This window comes from Rahnella laticis, from assembly GCF_015644585.1.
Taxonomy (GTDB): domain Bacteria; phylum Pseudomonadota; class Gammaproteobacteria; order Enterobacterales; family Enterobacteriaceae; genus Rahnella; species Rahnella laticis.
In genome coordinates this window covers 1,498-19,215 of record NZ_JADOBI010000009.1, presented here as the reverse complement: position 1 = coordinate 19,215, position 17,718 = coordinate 1,498, and the positions used below count along the sequence as shown (strand labels likewise).

General features: G+C 54.0%; 17 protein-coding genes, 1 tRNA gene, 1 rRNA gene and 1 other annotated feature. All 19 genes read right to left on the bottom strand.

Going from position 1 to position 17,718, the window contains the following annotated elements; translation table 11 throughout:
* Window positions 1-31: 31 nt before the first annotated feature.
* The gene (locus tag IV433_RS18405) at window positions 32-733 is read right to left on the bottom strand and encodes a 4'-phosphopantetheinyl transferase superfamily protein (RefSeq protein ID WP_195815379.1); all 702 of its coding nucleotides are present in this window, start codon (window positions 731-733) and stop codon (window positions 32-34) included.
* Window positions 734-1,963 (bottom strand): beta-ketoacyl-ACP synthase, encoded by a 1,230-nt coding sequence (locus IV433_RS18400; RefSeq protein ID WP_195815378.1) that lies wholly within the window; start codon window positions 1,961-1,963, stop codon window positions 734-736.
* Entirely contained in the window at window positions 1,960-2,691 is a 732-nt protein-coding gene (locus IV433_RS18395; RefSeq protein WP_195815377.1) for a 3-ketoacyl-ACP reductase FabG2, read from the bottom strand. The genes IV433_RS18400 and IV433_RS18395 overlap by 4 nt, the downstream gene beginning before the upstream one ends.
* Window positions 2,688-3,167 carry an ApeP family dehydratase gene (locus IV433_RS18390; RefSeq protein ID WP_195815376.1) on the bottom strand — a complete coding sequence of 160 codons (480 nt, stop codon included), beginning with the start codon at window positions 3,165-3,167 and terminating at the stop codon, window positions 2,688-2,690. Before IV433_RS18390 ends, IV433_RS18395 begins: the two co-directional genes overlap by 4 nt.
* Entirely contained in the window at window positions 3,164-4,336 is a 1,173-nt protein-coding gene (locus IV433_RS18385) for a beta-ketoacyl-[acyl-carrier-protein] synthase family protein (protein WP_195815375.1), read from the bottom strand. Before IV433_RS18385 ends, IV433_RS18390 begins: the two co-directional genes overlap by 4 nt.
* A 1-nt stretch (window position 4,337) precedes the next feature.
* The gene (locus tag IV433_RS18380) at window positions 4,338-4,913 is read right to left on the bottom strand and encodes a DUF3261 domain-containing protein (RefSeq protein WP_101079846.1); all 576 of its coding nucleotides are present in this window, start codon (window positions 4,911-4,913) and stop codon (window positions 4,338-4,340) included.
* The gene (locus IV433_RS18375; RefSeq protein ID WP_195815374.1) at window positions 4,910-7,216 is read right to left on the bottom strand and encodes an MMPL family transporter; all 2,307 of its coding nucleotides are present in this window, start codon (window positions 7,214-7,216) and stop codon (window positions 4,910-4,912) included. The genes IV433_RS18380 and IV433_RS18375 overlap by 4 nt, the downstream gene beginning before the upstream one ends.
* Window positions 7,206-7,811, bottom strand: a complete 606-nt coding sequence (locus tag IV433_RS18370) for a LolA family protein (RefSeq protein WP_101079848.1) — start codon at window positions 7,809-7,811, stop codon at window positions 7,206-7,208. Before IV433_RS18370 ends, IV433_RS18375 begins: the two co-directional genes overlap by 11 nt.
* Entirely contained in the window at window positions 7,808-8,251 is a 444-nt protein-coding gene (locus tag IV433_RS18365) for an acyl-CoA thioesterase (protein WP_195815373.1), read from the bottom strand. Before IV433_RS18365 ends, IV433_RS18370 begins: the two co-directional genes overlap by 4 nt.
* Before the next feature lies 1 nt (window position 8,252).
* The gene (locus tag IV433_RS18360; RefSeq protein WP_195815372.1) at window positions 8,253-9,980 is read right to left on the bottom strand and encodes a glycosyltransferase family 2 protein; all 1,728 of its coding nucleotides are present in this window, start codon (window positions 9,978-9,980) and stop codon (window positions 8,253-8,255) included.
* Window positions 9,971-10,315 (bottom strand): 3-hydroxyacyl-ACP dehydratase FabZ family protein, encoded by a 345-nt coding sequence (locus tag IV433_RS18355; protein WP_195815371.1) that lies wholly within the window; start codon window positions 10,313-10,315, stop codon window positions 9,971-9,973. The genes IV433_RS18360 and IV433_RS18355 overlap by 10 nt, the downstream gene beginning before the upstream one ends.
* Window positions 10,312-11,691, bottom strand: a complete 1,380-nt coding sequence (locus IV433_RS18350) for an AMP-binding protein (protein WP_229893511.1) — start codon at window positions 11,689-11,691, stop codon at window positions 10,312-10,314. The genes IV433_RS18355 and IV433_RS18350 overlap by 4 nt, the downstream gene beginning before the upstream one ends.
* The gene (locus IV433_RS18345) at window positions 11,658-12,191 is read right to left on the bottom strand and encodes a COG4648 family protein (RefSeq protein ID WP_229893532.1); all 534 of its coding nucleotides are present in this window, start codon (window positions 12,189-12,191) and stop codon (window positions 11,658-11,660) included. Before IV433_RS18345 ends, IV433_RS18350 begins: the two co-directional genes overlap by 34 nt.
* Window positions 12,192-12,253: 62 nt before the next feature.
* Window positions 12,254-12,508 (bottom strand): acyl carrier protein, encoded by a 255-nt coding sequence (locus IV433_RS18340; protein WP_152324699.1) that lies wholly within the window; start codon window positions 12,506-12,508, stop codon window positions 12,254-12,256.
* A 10-nt stretch (window positions 12,509-12,518) separates the two neighbouring features.
* Complete coding sequence (locus IV433_RS18335; protein ID WP_152324700.1) at window positions 12,519-12,776, bottom strand: phosphopantetheine-binding protein; 258 nt, start codon at window positions 12,774-12,776, stop codon at window positions 12,519-12,521.
* Window positions 12,777-12,779: 3 nt separating this feature from the next.
* Entirely contained in the window at window positions 12,780-13,574 is a 795-nt protein-coding gene (locus IV433_RS18330) for a lysophospholipid acyltransferase family protein (RefSeq protein ID WP_229893509.1), read from the bottom strand.
* A 17-nt stretch (window positions 13,575-13,591) separates the two neighbouring features.
* A complete protein-coding gene (locus tag IV433_RS18325; protein WP_195815368.1) occupies window positions 13,592-14,317 on the bottom strand; it encodes a beta-ketoacyl synthase chain length factor in 726 nt (241 codons plus the stop codon).
* 441 nt (window positions 14,318-14,758) lie between these two features.
* Window positions 14,759-14,835, bottom strand: a tRNA-Asp gene (locus tag IV433_RS18320).
* Window positions 14,836-14,921: 86 nt separating this feature from the next.
* A 5S ribosomal RNA gene (gene rrf, locus IV433_RS18315) occupies window positions 14,922-15,037 on the bottom strand.
* A 136-nt stretch (window positions 15,038-15,173) separates the two neighbouring features.
* Window positions 15,174-17,543 (bottom strand) — a sequence feature (most likely nonfunctional fraction of RNA operon).
* Window positions 17,544-17,718: the final 175 nt, after the last annotated feature.

Genomic DNA, 17,718 nt, shown 5'->3' with positions numbered 1-17,718 from the left:
TGCTACAAGACTTTTGCTTTCACAACAATAATCAGGTCTGCGAATAACAAGACCAGCGGCGGGGTTTTCGCGGAATAAGCGGCGGGATAACCGACCCGTTGCGGGCATCGAAAATATACTCTTCGCATGTCGTCACGCAGGCAGGCAATGCCATTGCCGACATAACGGTTTCTCCGGCGGCCCACCACAGTTTGCTGTCCGTTGCGGATTCGGGGGAAAATTGACCGGCAGCGGGATCCAGCCGGATCCGTTCCATCTGCCACACGCTTCCTGCCTGCTGTTTCAGCCAGGCTTCACGCAGACACCATAATTGCCAGAACGCATTTAGCGGGTTTTCCTGTTCCGTCAGCCAGCAAAATTCAGTCTCGCTGAATGCCTGCCTCGCCACGTCCAGATAGCGAGCCCGTGGCCGAATCTGTTCGACGTCACCGCCCGTTTCGCCCGCGGCGCACAGCACCAGTTGCAGGCTGTTAACGCTGTGACTGAGGGAGAAATGGGGCAATGAAGGATCGGTAAAAGACGGTTTGCCCCGCGCGGAAATTTGCATTTCTGGCAGCATTTCCTGTCCGCTGAAAGCAAACAACGTTTCGGCCAGCAGCGCCCTGCCCGCTCGCCATTGCTGGCGGCGGGAAGGATGCAGGTTTTCACTTTCTGCCAGCAGTTCTGCGGGCAGGCGTGACAGCGGAAAAGTGTCGTCCAGCGACGCGGTGATAATGCGCGCAGAATTTGTCATTTACGGCCAGCGGCGGAAAACCAGCGACGTGTTAATGCCGCCAAACGCAAAGTTGTTCGACTGGATAAATTCGGTCTGAATATGACGCGATTCCCCCATGATGTAGTCCAGATCGCCGCAAAGCGGATCGGGCTGAGTCAGGTTAATGGTCGGCACAAAGCGGTCTTCACGCATCATTTCCAGCGACATCCAAGCCTCAAGCGCGCCGCAGGCACCCAGCGTATGACCGAAATAACTTTTCAGAGACGAAATCGGCGTCTGATTGCCAAATACGGCAGCCGTTGCATGGCTTTCAGCGATATCACCACGGTCAGTTGCCGTGCCGTGCGCGCTGATATACCCGATTTCAGCCGCCGGGATCCCGGCATTTTTCAGCGCTTTTTCAATGCAAATCTGCATGGTGGATTGCTGCGGCTGGGTGATATGCGCCGCGTCGCAGTTGGTTGCGAAACCGGTGATCTCCGCGTAGATCTTCGCGCCACGCGCCTGCGCATGTTCGAGCGATTCGAGAATTAACGCCCCCGCACCTTCGCCAATCACCAGACCGTCGCGCTGCGAATCAAACGGGCGCGGCGATAATTCCGGGTGATCGTTTTGCTGGCTGGTGGCAAACAGCGTGTCGAATACTGCCGCTTCCGACGGGCAAAGTTCTTCTGCACCGCCAGCCACCATGACGGTCTGATAGCCGTGTTTGATGGCTTCGTACGCATAGCCGATGGCCTGACTGCCGGACGTACAGGCGCTGGACGTCGGGATCACCCGCCCCTTCAGGCCAAAAAACAGTCCGGCGTTCACCGCTGTCGTATGTGGCATCATCTGCACATACGTCGTGCCGGTAATGTTGTTGGTGTGTTTTTCCGTCAGCATGGTGGCGAATTCGCTGACCGGCCCGGTGCTGCCGGTGGAGGAACCGAAAGCAATGCCCGTTTCGCCGTTGGTCAGGATCGGATCATCCAGCAAACCGGCCTGTTCCAGCGCCAGTTCGGTCGCGCGGGTCGAAAGCAGGGAAACGCGCCCCATTGAACGGATGCGTTTTCGGGTGTAATGCGCAGGCAGTTCGAAATCATCAACGGGCGCGCCGAGATGCGTATTCAGCCCCTGATAAATCAGCCATTCATCCATGTGGCGGACGGCATTTTTACCCTGTTGCAGACGCGCACTCACGTCATCCCAGTGGTTGCCAAACGCCGTGATGCCTTTAATACCCGTAATAACAACACGCTGAGTCATACCATGCCTCCGTTAATGGAGATCACCTGACGGGTGACATACCCCGCGATGTCGGACATCAGATAGCTCGCCAGCCCGGCCACTTCTTCCGCGCTGCCCATGCGCTTCAGCGGGATCATGCTCATCGCAGCGTCGAGCGCCGGTTTTTCCATATCAAGCATGCCGGTATCAATCAGCCCCGGCGCGATGCAGTTGACGGTAATTTTGCGTTTCGCCAGCTCCAGGGACAGCGCTTTGCATGCGCCAATAATTCCGGCTTTGGCCGCGCTGTAATTCACCTGCCCGCGGTTGCCCGTCAAGCCGGAAACTGAAGACAACGCGATAATGCGTCCGCCTGCGCGCAGACCAATCATCGGCATGATGCAGGGCTGCAATACGTTGTAGAAGCTGTCGAGATTGGTGTGGATCACGCCGTCCCAGTCTTCATCCGTCAGCGCCGGAAACGCGGCGTCGCGGGTAATTCCTGCATTATTGACGACGCCGTAGTAAGCACCATGCACTTCAATATCGGCCTCAATCACTTCGCGGCACTGTGGGCGGTTGCTGATATCGAACTGGATCAGGCGGCCGCTGCCGCCAGATGCCTGCACCTGTTGCAGCGTGTGTTCTGCTCCGCTTTTATCGCTGTGGTAATGAACCACAATCTCAAAACCATCTGCTGCCAGCTGGCAGGCAATCGCCTGACCGATACCTTTGCTGGCTCCGGTCACTAATACCGAACGCGTCATTCCTTTTTCCCCTGTGTGAGCGTAATAAGTTCGTCCTTTGCTGGCTGATACGTGTTCAGCCTTCCCTGAGCAACCTGAAGGTTGTCTTTTTCCTGTTTAATACTGATAACACCTTCAAAGCTCGCGAGTTTTTCATCGCGTAATACCATTGAAACGCTGATAAGTAATTCACTGCCTGCCACAAATTCAGGCACGCTGCATTTTATCGCACGGCCGCCCAGCAACATGCCGACCTGCGGTGGCTGGCCAGATTGCGCACCATGCCAGCCGCTCCAGACGCCGACAGTCTGTGCGATAAGTTCAAGGGCGTACCAGGCGGGCAATGCGCCGCGTGCATTCAGAAAAGGCGCCAGCACGCCGTCAGGTGAGACGACAACGTTACAGATGGCGGTTTCTTCCGTCACGCTGACGACGTTTTCCAGCAACACCATCGGCGTGTCGTGCGGTAAATAACCGGCGGCGGTCAGCGTGCTCATGACGGCCTCCCGATCACAATGCAGGCGTTGTTGCCACCAAAGGCAAATGAGTTGGACAAGATGACCGGACGTTCCAGCCCTTGTGGCGCATCGACCAGCCGGATATCGGGCAGGCTGGTATCACGCGGCGCAATACTGAAATCCTGAGGCGGCAGATTGAGATTTTGCGTCAGGATAAGCCAGCTCAGTGCCGCCTCTGTCGCACCGGCCGCGCCCAGCGTGTGGCCGGTAAGATGTTTGGTCGAGCTGCACGGGATCTGGCTGCCGAAGACGCGGTGGATCACCGCCGATTCCACCTGATCGTTGAGCGGCGTCGCCGTGCCGTGCGCATTGATGTAGCCGACATTTTCAGGCTCAAGCCCGGCCTGTTGCAACGCCATACGGATTGCCCGCTCCGCGCCCGCACCTTCCGGATGCGGCGCGGACATATGCCAGGCATCAGAAGACTCACCGGTGCCCAGCAGCGCGACATCCGCCGGTTCACGCGTCAGCAAAATCAATGCCGCCGCTTCACCAATATTAATGCCATCGCGATCCTGTCCGAAGGGCGTACAGCGGCCACGGGAGAACGACTCCAGGCTGTTGAAACCGTTGACCGGCATCCGGCACAAGCTGTCTGCCCCACCGACAATTGCCGCATCAGCCAGACCGGACTCAATCAGGCGCATCCCGCTGATAATGGCTTTCGCGCTGGATGAACACGCCGTCGATAAAGTGTATGCCGGCCCTGTCAGCGCCAGCAGTTCCGCCATAAATTGCGAAGGATCGCCGAGTTCCTGCTGCTGATAGTCATAGCCTTGCGGGAAAGCCCCCTGCTGATGCAGATGGCGCACTGCGTCTTCCCCTTCAGCAATGCCGGAGGTGCTGGTGCCCATGATTACCGCAACGCGTTCGTGACCATAACGGGTAATAACCTCGCTGACCGGCGTTTCAATTTGCGCCAGCGCCGCCAGCAGCAGCTGGTTATTGCGGCTGCGGTGCGCGGAAAGCGATTCCGGGATCGGCGATAAATCGCCCGTGACAGCGCCCAGCCAGACCGGGCGGTTTTCCGTCAGCCAGCCTTCCTGCACAGACATGCCCGGCGAAACACCCGCCGTCAGGCTGGCCGCAATCTGCATGTTGTTGTTTCCCAGCGCGTTAACCATGCCCACGGCCGAAAAGTAAATCATGTTATTCACCGACATTCTGAATAGTGATCTGGTAATGGAACGCCAGCTGGGTAATGGAAACAGGTCGCCGCGTTTTGCCTTCCGGCAGATAGTCAATCCGGGTGATCGCGTTGCCTTTGTTATCCGATAACGTGCGGCGCAAAGGCTGGTCTTTCAGCGTCCAGCCCGGCGGCAACAGCGGCTGCCAGCTTTCCACCGGCCAGTAGCTGAACATAATATCGGCCAGAACCTGATTTGCTGGAGGCAAACCCTCAATCTTTATTGCCTGTTCAGTATGGATGCCGGTTTGATCGTAGACCACTTTAAAGAGACGGATCCCCAGCGGCGAGAGCCCGGCCAGCTGTAAAGAGTTGCCGTCGGCGTTGAGCAGCACCAGCAAAGACTGCTGTTTTCCGTTGACCGTTGCCGTCAGCAATTGCTGCTGACTGACCGGTACTGCCAGCACCGGCGCGGGTAATTTCACCTGCACGCCCGGTTTCAGCCACGCCTGAGGCAGCGTTTGGGCAGGAGGGCGCGAGGCGCAGCCGCCAGACATCAAAATCAGCAGTGCCAGAACCGGCAGCGTGAATCGGATCATTTCTTACGTCCTCTTTTTTTAGCGGGCAACGTCAGCGGCGAGAGCAAAAACGCCGTCAATATGCCGGAACTCAGCACAATGCCAAAGCTGCTGATCGCCTGCGTGGAGCTAAATACCAGCATGCCAAACGTCAGTAACGTGGTCGCAACAGCCATAAAAATGGCAAACATCGACGTGGTCGGCGTCCCGCGCGGATTGGTGAAAAACAGGGTGTAGTTGATGCCAATCCCCAGAACCAGAATCAGCGCCAGCAATGAAAACAGGTTGAGATGATGACCGCTGTAACCGAGCGCGGCGATGCCCATTCCCAGCGAAAGCAGCGTCGGCACCAGACAAATCAGCCCGTGCGGCAGACGGAAACGCCAGAGATAAATCGCGGCAATGACCGCCACTGCCAGTCCGAGCAGATAAGTGAGGTAAACGCGGTACTGAGAAAATAGCTCACTGAATTCAGACTTGCGGTCAATCCAGCCGGTTCCCGGGGAAGACGCCGCCAGCGCCGCCACGGCAGCGGTATCGTGAACGCCACTGACCGGGATTAACGTCGCGCTGCGTCCGTCCGGCAAAGACAACCACAGTAAGCGCCAGCCCTGACTGACCACGCTGTTTAGCCAGAGCGGGACATCAACCGTTTGCGGGCTGAGATCCGGCGTGGCGACTGAAACCCCTGACTGCTGCAACTGCGCAATAATCTGCGGCGCACGCTGGCGGAGTAATGAGAGATCTTTTTGTTGCTGTAATTGCGACGGCAGGCTGAGCGCCCGGTAACCGGCAATCACGCCATCCGTTTTCGCCTGCTCCAGTTTTGGACGCAAAGCCTCAAGACGCTGAAGCGTCTGCTCCGCCGTATCGCCGTAAACGATCAGCCATTTCTGATCATTGGTTTGTCCGGTCAGCGCGGCAATCTGTTGTTCCTGCTGCTGTAAATCTGCCGGCAGCGTTTGTAAATCGGCAATATCGTCATTGATTTTAAGCTGATAAATTCCGCCCGCCGCCAGCATGAAAATCAAAACCGGCAGCCCGATACGAACCGGTTTACGGCTGCGCCATGCCAGCAACCATTTCAAGATCAGCGTCAGTCCGGGCGTCGGCCCGACCGGCAAATGCGCAGATAAATAGGGATACCAGCACATGACGGTGATACAGGCGGCGCTCAGCCCGGCGGCGGCAAAAACCGCCAGCTGTTGCAGGCCGGGGAACGGCGCAATCAGCAGCATCAGGTAGGCCGCGACCGTTGTCAGCAGCGCCGCAGACAACGCCGGGAACAGCTTTTTCAGGCTTTCGAGCGGCGTGCTGGTTTCACCATGAACGCGGCGTTCAGTGAGGAAGTAGAGGGTGTAGTCGGCTGAAATCCCGACAATGCTGGCGCTCAGCACCAGCGTCATCACGTGTATTTCACCAAAGACCCACAGGGTAAATACCGTGCCCGACAGCGCACCAATACCGATTGAAAGCAGGCTGAGCAACAACGGCAGCACGGAGCGGAACATCAGTAAAATCAGCAGAAAGACGCCGATAACCGAGGCCGCGCCAATGGTAGATAAATCATGTTCAGCCTGCTGGCTGGCGTAATTGCTGTAAAAAATCGTGCCGCGCTCAAGCACTTTCGCGCCCGGCCAGCGCGCTTCAAAAGCGTGTCTGGCCGCATTCAGCTCAGCGACAGTGTGCTTCGCGCTGGTGATGTCATAGGACGACGCATTCAGCTCGCCGTGAAGTAAATACCAGCTGCGCCCTTGAGGATCGCGCGTCATCAGCCAGCCCTGATCGAGGCTCATGCCGCCGCTGCTTTGCTGCTGCGCCATTTGTGAGGCACGCACCAGCAATAAAGGATCGTTAGCCAGCTCTTTTCCGCTGACACCGGCAAAGGCGGAATAAACCTGCCCCATGATCCACTGGCTTTGCTGTTCAGCACTGGCGTTCAGGCGCTGACGGGTGGCGTCATCAAGCAAAGCATTACGATGCCGGAAAAAGAACGCGCCCCATTCCTGCTGACGCGCCTCATCCATCGGCCCTTCCACCTGACTCAGTGCAGGAAGCGATCGCAGCTGTTTCAGCCAGTCTTCAAGGGGCTTTGTTCCCGCGCCTTCCGGCGGGCTGACCAGCCACATTAACTGGCGATCAAGCCGCTGCGTAAAGCCGTCAGAAATCGCCGGAGGAAGACCGGCCGTCTGTTGCTGCGGCAAAAGCGCCAGCACGCTGCTGTTAATCTGGCTGCGCGGTAGCAACCAGACCAGCGCGGCGACGAGAAACACAATAATCAGCAGCCAGATTTGCGCCAGCCGGCGGTGAAGATCAGGATGCAAAATGGCGTTTCTCGGCGTCAGTCAGTTCAGCGGGCGTCGTTTTCTGGTTAAAGAAACGGATGTGCGTCGCGTCGCCCTGCATGTCATCAATATCAATCTTGTTCAGGAAGGTTTCCCCGTTGAGTGTAATGCGGCGGAAAAGGCGGTTCAGCGGCGAGACTTTTGGCACCAGCACCAGCGTCCAGGCGCCCTGCCCTTTATCTGCGAAATCCAGCGTGAAGTTTTCTTCCAGCACGCGGCGGTCTGCATGAAACAGCGCGCTCAGCAGGGAGTTGAACTGGAACATCTGCGGATTATTGCTGGCTGTCACCACCTGCGGCGGCTGACCCGCCATGATTTGCACCATACGGGTTTCCGTCAGAAGTAACGTCAGAGGGAACGGTTTTTCCTGCTGCCACCAAAGCCCCTGTTTTTGTGCAATCAGTAAATTTCCGCCGGAGTTCAGCGGCTGCGCCATTCCACTGATGGTTCTCTGCTGGGCGAATTCAGCGCGCAGCACCGGCACCTGGCTGAAACGCTGTTGCAAATCATCCAGCGTTACGGCCTGGGCAGCAACGCTGAACGCGGCGAGTAAAACAAACAGAAGTGATTTCACAGGCTGACTCCGGTTTTATCGAAAAGAACCTGTGGCGAGACAAAACACATCTCTTTGGTTTCAGCATCCACGGCGACCTGTAACGTGTAGCCTGTCGTTGTGCGTTTTCCGGTTTCAATATCATAGATCTGATAGCTGATACGCAGACGATTTTCGATTTCTTCAAGCTGCGCGTGAACGGCAATGCGCTGTTCGAACAGGACGGGCGCAATGTATTTCACGCGCGTATCCACGATTGGCCACACATAACCGGAGGCTTCCATCTGACGATAGCCATAATCGAACTGTTTCAGTAACTGCTCGCGCGCAACTTCGAGATAACGAAAATAATTGCCGTGCCAGACAACGCCCATGGCATCGGCATCATGAAAAGGCACGGTGATTTCCACCACGGTGGAAAAGCGCGGGTCGTTAAAGCGCGGATCAAGTTTGGAAGTCATATCAGTCAGGTTTCCTGTCAGAGGCGTCATCTGCGGGATGCTGCCAGAAATCATAAAAATTGAACCAGTCGTGAGGCGCCAGCAGGCTGTAATGTTCAAGGCGCGCGGCGTAGCGGTCGACGGTTTCCTGTAATGCAGGCAGACGATTTGCGCGGGGCAGAATCAGCGGATCGGCAAAAGATTCGCAGTAAATATGCAGACGCCGTTCCTGTCTGATGCCAAACATCAGCATCACCGGCGCTTTCAGGGCGGCGGCAAGAATAAAAGGTCCTTGCGGGAAAGCCGCGGGTTTACCGAGAAAATCACTCCAGATGACGCGGGAATGCTCACCGCGCTGATGACGGCTGGCGGATGTTCTGTCGCCCACAATTGCCACCCATTCGCCTGCATCGAGTTTTTCCTGCAATAACATGGCGGTGTCCGGCCCCATCTGGCTCACCTGAATCAGATTCACCAGCGCCTGCGGGTTAATTTCTTTCATCACCTGATTAAACCGTTCGGCGTGTTCGGTGAAAACCAGCGCATTCACGGTGATCCGATGATTCAGCGCACCAATAGCACGGCAAGATTCGATGTCGCCAAGATGCGAGGCGAGGATCAGCGTGCCGCGCCCGGAGGCAATATGCGCTTCACAGACGTCAGGATTAACCAGCACCGCGTCATTCAAAGTTTTATCGCCCTGCCAGCTCGCCAGTTTGCTCAGCATCGATTCGCCAAACCGCATGAAATGCCGGAATGTACTTAACGGGTACGGCAACGCGATAGCGCGCTGCGCTGCGACTTCGCGGACGCGTTCAAGCCAGGCGTCCGACGCCTTGCGCTGTTTTCCACCCGTCAGCCAGAAGTAACCAATCACCGGATAAAGCAGTAACTGGAAAGCGCGGTAGCCCAGCACGCGATAAATCTTCAGCATCAGGCGAATGCCCCACAGCCCTTTACGTTCGCGCGTTACCGACCAGTGCGGATCGCTTTGCTGCGTTTGTCTCTGGCGCAGCAAAAAAGGAATGCGCGGCAACATGCCGAAGAACAGGCGGGTGTGCATCCACGAGATTTTAATGTTGTCTTTCACCGCATCAAAATGCGAAACGCCGTCTTGCGGATAGGTGACGCGCGTCGGCAGGAAGCGGCTGCGCGTCCCCTGCCAGTAGAGCCGCACCATGATTTCGGTATCGAAATCCATGCGTAAACCCAGTGGCTGTTTGTCCATCAACCTCAGGCAAGGCCGCAAAGGATAAACGCGAAATCCGCACATACTGTCTTTAAGTGAAAATGACAGGGTTTCGACCCAAACCCAAAAATGCGTGACATAACGGCCATAAAGGCGCGATTTCGGCACGCTTTCGTCATACACCGGCTGACCGGAGATCAGGCAATCCGGGTGTTTTTGCGCTTCCTGCAGCATGAGAGGAACGTCGGAAAGCTGGTGCTGGCCGTCTGCGTCAACCTGCATGGCGTGGGTAAACCCTTTTTCCGCAGCCAGCCGTAAAGCGGCCATGACAGCGGCACCTTTGCCCTGATTCGGCGACAGGCGCGTCAGGCTCATCCATGGCGTTATCTGCGCCAGACGCTGTAATTCATCCGCAGTTTGCGCCTCGCTGCCATCATCAACCACAATGCACGGCAATCCGAAAGAGCTGAGTTTATCCAGCACACCGGCCATCATCGGCCCGTGGTTGTAACACGGGATAATCAGACAGGGTGAAAACAGCACTGAGGATGTTACGGGCATAATGTGATTTTTCCACTGCTGGCAATGGTTTCGCCCAAGACGTAGCGGAAAATCAGCCGGTGTTTTTCTTTCAGCCAGTCAATGTGCAGGCTGACAGTTTCATCCGGCAAAAGTGGCCGCTGAAACTTCACCACTTCCATCCCCGAAAAAGCTTTATCCAGCCGCAAAATCTCGCCCGCATACTCCATCACCCAGTTCACCTGCGTGACACCCGGGAGCAGCGGATACGTGGGAAAGTGCCCGCGAAACCAGAACAAATCCGCTGAGAGCCGCAATTCGAGCATCAGGCTGGTGTCGCTGCTTTTATGCAGGCTCAGGACTTCAGGCTTCATCATAAAAACATTTCCTGTAATTCAGCGGCTGCGCGTTTGCCTTGTTGATTGAGTGGGATCGCCGGAACAATACGCCAGTATCGCGGCAGCGACACCGGTGATACCCATTCCCGCAAAGCATGGCGGATCTGCCCAAACAGGACATTGCGGTTTTCGGCCTGCAACAGCGCATCGCCCGCCGGGGTCAGTACAATCACTGCCGCAACCGAAACCCTGCCCTGTTTTTCGAGAGTCAGAACACAGGCGTCAGCCAGAAGATCGAGTGCACACAAGCGTTGCTCAATTTCATCCAGCGAGATCCGCTGTTCAGCAATTTTAACGATCCGATCTTTACGGCCCAGAAGATCAAAATGACGTGAACCGTCAGGTAAAAGTTTTATCTCATCGTTGAGATCAATGCCTTCCGGCTGCGGAATAATCGGAGAAATCACTGCAATGCTGCCATCGGGCTGAGGCCGCAAATCTACGTTGTCGAACAGCGTCCAGGCTTCGCCAGGCCGGGTTTGCTGGCGAAATGCGATAACCCCACTTTCGGTGGTGCCATAAATCTCTGTTGGCTGGCAACCGCAGGTTTCTTTCACTGATTGCGCCGCATCGCTTTCCAGAGGGCCACCAGCGGAAAAAACTGCACGCAGCGTGACCGGTGTTAAAGTGGCGTCCAGACGTTTGAGAAAGGCCGGGCTGCTGACAAACGCCAGCGGAGATTTTACCGCGAGCGAATGCAGTTGCTCGTGATACTGGACGCTGCTGGCCGAAAACGGCAGGCCAAGCGACAGCGGCAACATGAACGCAAAGCTCAGGCCGTACATGTGATGAGGCGAGACCGTGGCGGCGAACCGCGAACCGGCCAGTTCTGCGCCCCACCGGGCACAGAGCCACTGACTTTCTCGCTCAAGACAAGAGACCGGTTTGATAATCTTCTGCGGTTTTCCCGTTGATCCGGACGTGAAGAGGACGAGCGATGCATTTTCCGGAAATGCAGGTAAAACAGAAAGCGGCTCAATGGCAACAAACGGAAAGCGGAGAACAGGACAATTGAGCTGCAATGGCAGATCGGTAATCAGCGCATCGAATGCATCGCATTGCTCAGAGAGCAGTGCCTGACGAAAATGACCAGGCAGAACAGGCGTTTTTCCGCTGTAAAGAACGGCCAGTAAGGCCACAGCGAACGAATAGTTATCTTCCAGACACAGCGCCCAGCGCGAACAAGGAGTCGCACTGACCCTGGCAAACAGCGTCGCGACATCGCGACGGAAGTCACGCTGCCTGTGCTCACGGGTTTCACTCCAGGCAACCAGATGATCATCTGCTCTTTCCGTGCCCAGCCATTGGCACATTGGCAGCGTCACGGCTTGCGCAGACGCTTTCTGATTATCCATTCAATACCCATTAATAAACCAATCAGCAGATAACTGATCCCGCCGTTGTAAAGCGCCCACAAAGACACATCGCCTTTCAGGCAGGTATATAAAGCAAAAGATCCATTACAAACAAAAAACAGGCACCAGATTTGTGTTACGCGTCGCGTATAGACAACCCCTTCGGGCGGTAAGTCGGGCTCGCTTAGCCGGGCAAGGCGCTCAACCAGTGATTGCCGGGCGAACAATGAACTAAAAAACAGGCCAAGAAGCAGGACATTCACCGCCACCGGGTAATACAACAGCATCGATGTTTCGCGCAGTACAACGCTGGTGATGACCAGCACAATGCCAGCGACGGCCATCGCTTTGCCGAAAAAAGTGAGCTGATTTAATTTTCCGCGAAAGGTGAGCAACCGCAGAATAAACGCAATAATCAGAAGGGGAGCAAGAATACTCATTCCCCAATTTTTTAAGCCACACCAGACGGCTACCGGATAAGCAATAATCGCCACGGGCATTGCCCAGCGAGCGAACGCTGCGACAAGCTGAAGGGAAAAGCGCCGGGTTTCAGACACAGCAATTATTGCGCTGGCGTGTTGAGTAATTCATCGATGGCATCAACAACATCCTGAACGGTTCGTACTGATTTGAACATTTCAGGTTTAATTTTTCTGCCCGTCGATTTCTGCAGATGAACAACCAAATCCACAGCATCAATACTGTCTAATTCCAAATCTTCGTAAAGTTTGGCATCGGGGCTGATATCACTTTCATCAATTTCAAATAGCTTGATTAATAACGCGCTAATCTGCTGATAAATTTCTTGCTTCTGCATAGGAATCTCTTTAACCACGCTGAACTGATATAAACTGGCTAAGACTTTCAACGGAATAAAAATGCTCACGCATTTCCTGACTTTCAGCCGAAAGGATCACGCCGTATTGCTTTTTCAATGCCAGGCCTAATTCGAGGGCATCAATAGAATCCAGCCCTAATCCATCGCCAAAAAGAGGCGCTTGCGTATCTATCTCGTCTGGCGTCATTCCCTCCAGATTGAGCGTCGCGATGATAAGTTCTTTAATGTCGTTACTTAATGAATCCATGACTTATTTCTCGTTATTTTGAGTATTGCCGTGCATTAGTTCAGAGCGCAAATGCTGTGTCAGACGCCTTGCTGCCAGCGCAGGCGAAAGATCCTGTTCATCAAAAAAATCCTCAGCCTTTACCTTATCGGCAACAGTGATGACAAACTGAGGTTTTACTCGCGGAATTTCGTACCATTTTCCCTGTTTGGTCAGCATGGGTGGCTGACAGGAAATATGAACAATCCGCACATCACAACCGGCTCTCAGCGCGATATTGGCAGCACCACGCTGTAGCGTTATCGGTTTCTCAGGCAAAGAACGCGTCCCTTCAGGGAAGATCAGCAATGTTCCACCCGCCTTGAGGCGCGTCTCACAAGCCTGAAGCAACTCATCAGACCCTGAGTTCACCAGATATCCGGCGGCTTTGATGACGCCAGCTAAAAATGGGTTCTTCAGCAACGCCTGTTTGACAATGCAATCACAGCGCGGCATCCGCGAAGCCAGAATGACATAATCAAGAAGGCTGGGATGGTTCGCAACAATCAGGCATCCGGTGTCCTCCTGAAACTTCTCGTCGCCGACAAACCGGTAATCCATCACACCAAAAAGCCGTAATCCTCCGAGGAAAAGTCGAAAGCTATTACGAATGCTGTTCAGTGTCATCCGGTGCAATCTTTCCGGCTGGCGTATGATTAACCGCAACAGAGTAAACCAGAACAAAGAAAGCAACAGTCCGCCAATTCCGAAAAATGCGAAAAAAATGCCTGTAACAGACCATCGCCATATCCGGTTCGGCAAAGAGGAAACGTCTTCCATCAAGGCAGATTCGCTCCTCACAATGCACGCGCCCATTGCCAGTGATAGCGACTATCAGCACTGACAATAAATGAAGGCGATGAGGACAGATAACCTCGCAGGAATTGCAAACCCTGCGGAAGAGCAAGGGAATCGACTTCATCGTTTTTTGCAATGCGCTGGCACTGTAAAGTATCGCCAGCCGCCAATATTATTGCCATCGCGTAAGGCAGAAACTCGGAATTTACCGATTCAGCATACAGGGAAGGAATTTCGCCATCAAAATCGACCAGCATGATGCGTGAAGCACCGCCTGCCAGCATAGATTGCGCTTCCAGCAGACCTTGCTGAAAGCTGTCCATACCGGCAGCCAGTGAGGTTACCGGCAGTGGATTTTTACTGATAATAGTTAACCAGCCAGCGGCGGTATTATGGACGGACATTGAGAATTCGGTGGGAGAAATAGCGTCGTTTTCTGCAAGCGCATGTAAAATGCGCCCCGTTCTCTCAAGTTCACCGTGGCGACTGGTAAAAATTGCGGCATCAACCTGGTGTTTCAAAAGCAGGGACAGACCGGCATCGACGGCAAAACGACTTCCGATACTCATACGACGCGCAGCCATCATTGGGATCTGCTCGCTCTTTGGGATCTCGCCTGAAAATGCATCCACACCGGAACATTGCGCCCATTGGATCCAATCGGCACAATTATTGATACCAGGAGCAACAGCCTGCCAGTCAAGTATATCCAGTGAGAATTTCATAATGATTAATCTTCGCGAATCTTCCGAATTGAGACTTTATGATATTTTATTAAAAGTTGCATCAGTAATCTGACAGGCTATTGCGCTGAACGGTGTGTTTTAGTTATTTTTACACCGCGTTAGATATTACTGACCAGAATACACATCTGATAAATCTTAATTTTATAGTGAGAAATAGCAGCTTAGGTTTTATGAAATTAAAGTCAGCAAATTATAATGGGTTAAAGTGGGGAAAAATTACTATTCTTATAAAATAAGAACAGTGATTATATAGATTAATCTTCAACAGAAAGTTAATCGATTGATTTTAAATATCACACAGAGGTTTCAACCCGATGCAAAAGCTTTAAATCAGAAATCCAGTACGTTTAATACCCGATTTTTACAGATTTTAAAATGCAAAAAACCCTGAATCTTTCGATTCAGGGTCAATGCAATTAGTGGCGGAACGGACGGGGCTCGAACCCGCGACCCCCTGCGTGACAGGCAGGTATTCTAACCAACTGAACTACCGCTCCACCGGTTCTTTCACTTACATCAGAAATCGTCTGATACAAGTTTGTTCCTGTTATTTTCCTTGTCAGGGGAAAGGAACTAATTTGATGCCTGGCAGTTCCCTACTCTCGCATGGGGAGACCCCACACTACCATCGGCGCTACGGCGTTTCACTTCTGAGTTCGGCATGGGGTCAGGTGGGACCACCGCGCTGTTGCCGCCAGGCAAATTCTGTTTCATTCATAACGCTCACCCCATATCAGGCTTGCACTACGAACCAATCTCGGAACAATCAGCTGAAAAATCTAGGTCTATCACAGAGCCAATACAAAACACCTTTGGTGTTGTAAGGTTAAGCCTCTCGGGTCATTAGTACTGGTTAGCTCAATGCATCGCTGCACTTACACACCCAGCCTATCAACGTCTTAGTCTTAAACGTCCCTTCAGGTGGCTTAAAGCCACAGGGAAGACTCATCTCGAGGCAAGTTTCGCGCTTAGATGCTTTCAGCGCTTATCTTTTCCGCATTTAGCTACCGGGCAATGCCATTGGCATGACAACCCGAACACCAGTGATGCGTCCACTCCGGTCCTCTCGTACTAGGAGCAGCCCCTCTCAATCTTCCAACGCCCACGGCAGATAGGGACCGAACTGTCTCACGACGTTCTAAACCCAGCTCGCGTACCACTTTAAACGGCGAACAGCCGTACCCTTGGGACCTACTTCAGCCCCAGGATGTGATGAGCCGACATCGAGGTGCCAAACACCGCCGTCGATATGAACTCTTGGGCGGTATCAGCCTGTTATCCCCGGAGTACCTTTTATCCGTTGAGCGATGGCCCTTCCATTCAGAACCACCGGATCACTATGACCTACTTTCGTACCTGCTCGAGCCGTCACTCTCGCAGTCAAGCTAGCTTATGCCATTGCACTAACCTCACGATGTCCGACCGTGATTAGCTAACCTTCGTGCTCCTCCGTTACTCTTTAGGAGGAGACCGCCCCAGTCAAACTACCCACCAGACACTGTCCTCACCCCGGATCACGGGGCCGAGTTAGAACATCAAACATTAAAGGGTGGTATTTCAAGGTTGGCTCCACGCAGACTGGCGTCCACGCTTCAAAGCCTCCCACCTATCCTACACATCAAGGCTCAATGTTCAGTGTCAAGCTATAGTAAAGGTTCACGGGGTCTTTCCGTCTTGCCGCGGGTACACTGCATCTTCACAGCGAGTTCAATTTCACTGAGTCTCGGGTGGAGACAGCCTGGCCATCATTACGCCATTCGTGCAGGTCGGAACTTACCCGACAAGGAATTTCGCTACCTTAGGACCGTTATAGTTACGGCCGCCGTTTACCGGGGCTTCGATCAAGAGCTTCTCCTTGCGGATAACCCCATCAATTAACCTTCCGGCACCGGGCAGGCGTCACACCGTATACGTCCACTTTCGTGTTTGCACAGTGCTGTGTTTTTATTAAACAGTTGCAGCCAGCTGGTATCTTCGACTGGCTTCAGCTCCGGGAGCAAGTCCCTTCACCTACGCGCCAGCGTGCCTTCTCCCGAAGTTACGGCACCATTTTGCCTAGTTCCTTCACCCGAGTTCTCTCAAGCGCCTGAGTATTCTCTACCTGACCACCTGTGTCGGTTTGGGGTACGATTTCGTGTTACCTGGAGCTTAGAGGCTTTTCCTGGAAGCATGGCATCAACTACTTCACCACCGTAGTGGCTCGTTATCACGCCTCAGGGTTAAAGTAATCCGGATTTACCAGGACCACACCCCTACACGCTTGAACCGGGACAACCGTCGCCCGGCTAGCCTAGCCTTCTCCGTCCCCCCTTCGCAGTAACACCAAGTGCTGGAATATTAACCAGCTTCCCATCGACTACGCTTTTCAGCCTCGCCTTAGGGGTCGACTCACCCTGCCCCGATTAACGTTGGACAGGAACCCTTGGTCTTCCGGCGTGCGGGTTTTTCACCCGCATTATCGTTACTTATGTCAGCATTCGCACTTCTGATACCTCCAGCAAACCTCACAGTTCACCTTCGACGGCTTACAGAACGCTCCCCTACCCAACAACGCATAAGCGTCGCTGCCGCAGCTTCGGTGCATGGTTTAGCCCCGTTACATCTTCCGCGCAGGCCGACTCGACCAGTGAGCTATTACGCTTTCTTTAAATGATGGCTGCTTCTAAGCCAACATCCTGGCTGTCTATGCCTTCCCACATCGTTTCCCACTTAACCATGACTTTGGGACCTTAGCTGGCGGTCTGGGTTGTTTCCCTCTTCACGACGGACGTTAGCACCCGCCGTGTGTCTCCCGTGATAACATTCTTCGGTATTCGTAGTTTGCATCGAGTTGGTAAGCCGGGATGGCCCCCTAGTCGAAACAGTGCTCTACCCCCGAAGATGAGTTCACGAGGCGCTACCTAAATAGCTTTCGGGGAGAACCAGCTATCTCCCGGTTTGATTGGCCTTTCACCCCCAGCCACAAGTCATCCGCTAATTTTTCAACATTAGTCGGTTCGGTCCTCCAGTTAGTGTTACCCAACCTTCAACCTGCCCATGGCTAGATCACCGGGTTTCGGGTCTATACCTTGCAACTTGACGCCCAGTTAAGACTCGGTTTCCCTACGGCTCCCCTATACGGTTAACCTTGCTACAAAATATAAGTCGCTGACCCATTATACAAAAGGTACGCAGTCACCCCACAAAGGAGGCTCCCACTGCTTGTACGTACACGGTTTCAGGTTCTATTTCACTCCCCTCGCCGGGGTTCTTTTCGCCTTTCCCTCACGGTACTGGTTCACTATCGGTCAGTCAGGAGTATTTAGCCTTGGAGGATGGTCCCCCCATATTCAGACAGGATGTCACGTGTCCCGCCCTACTCATCGAACTCACAACCTGTG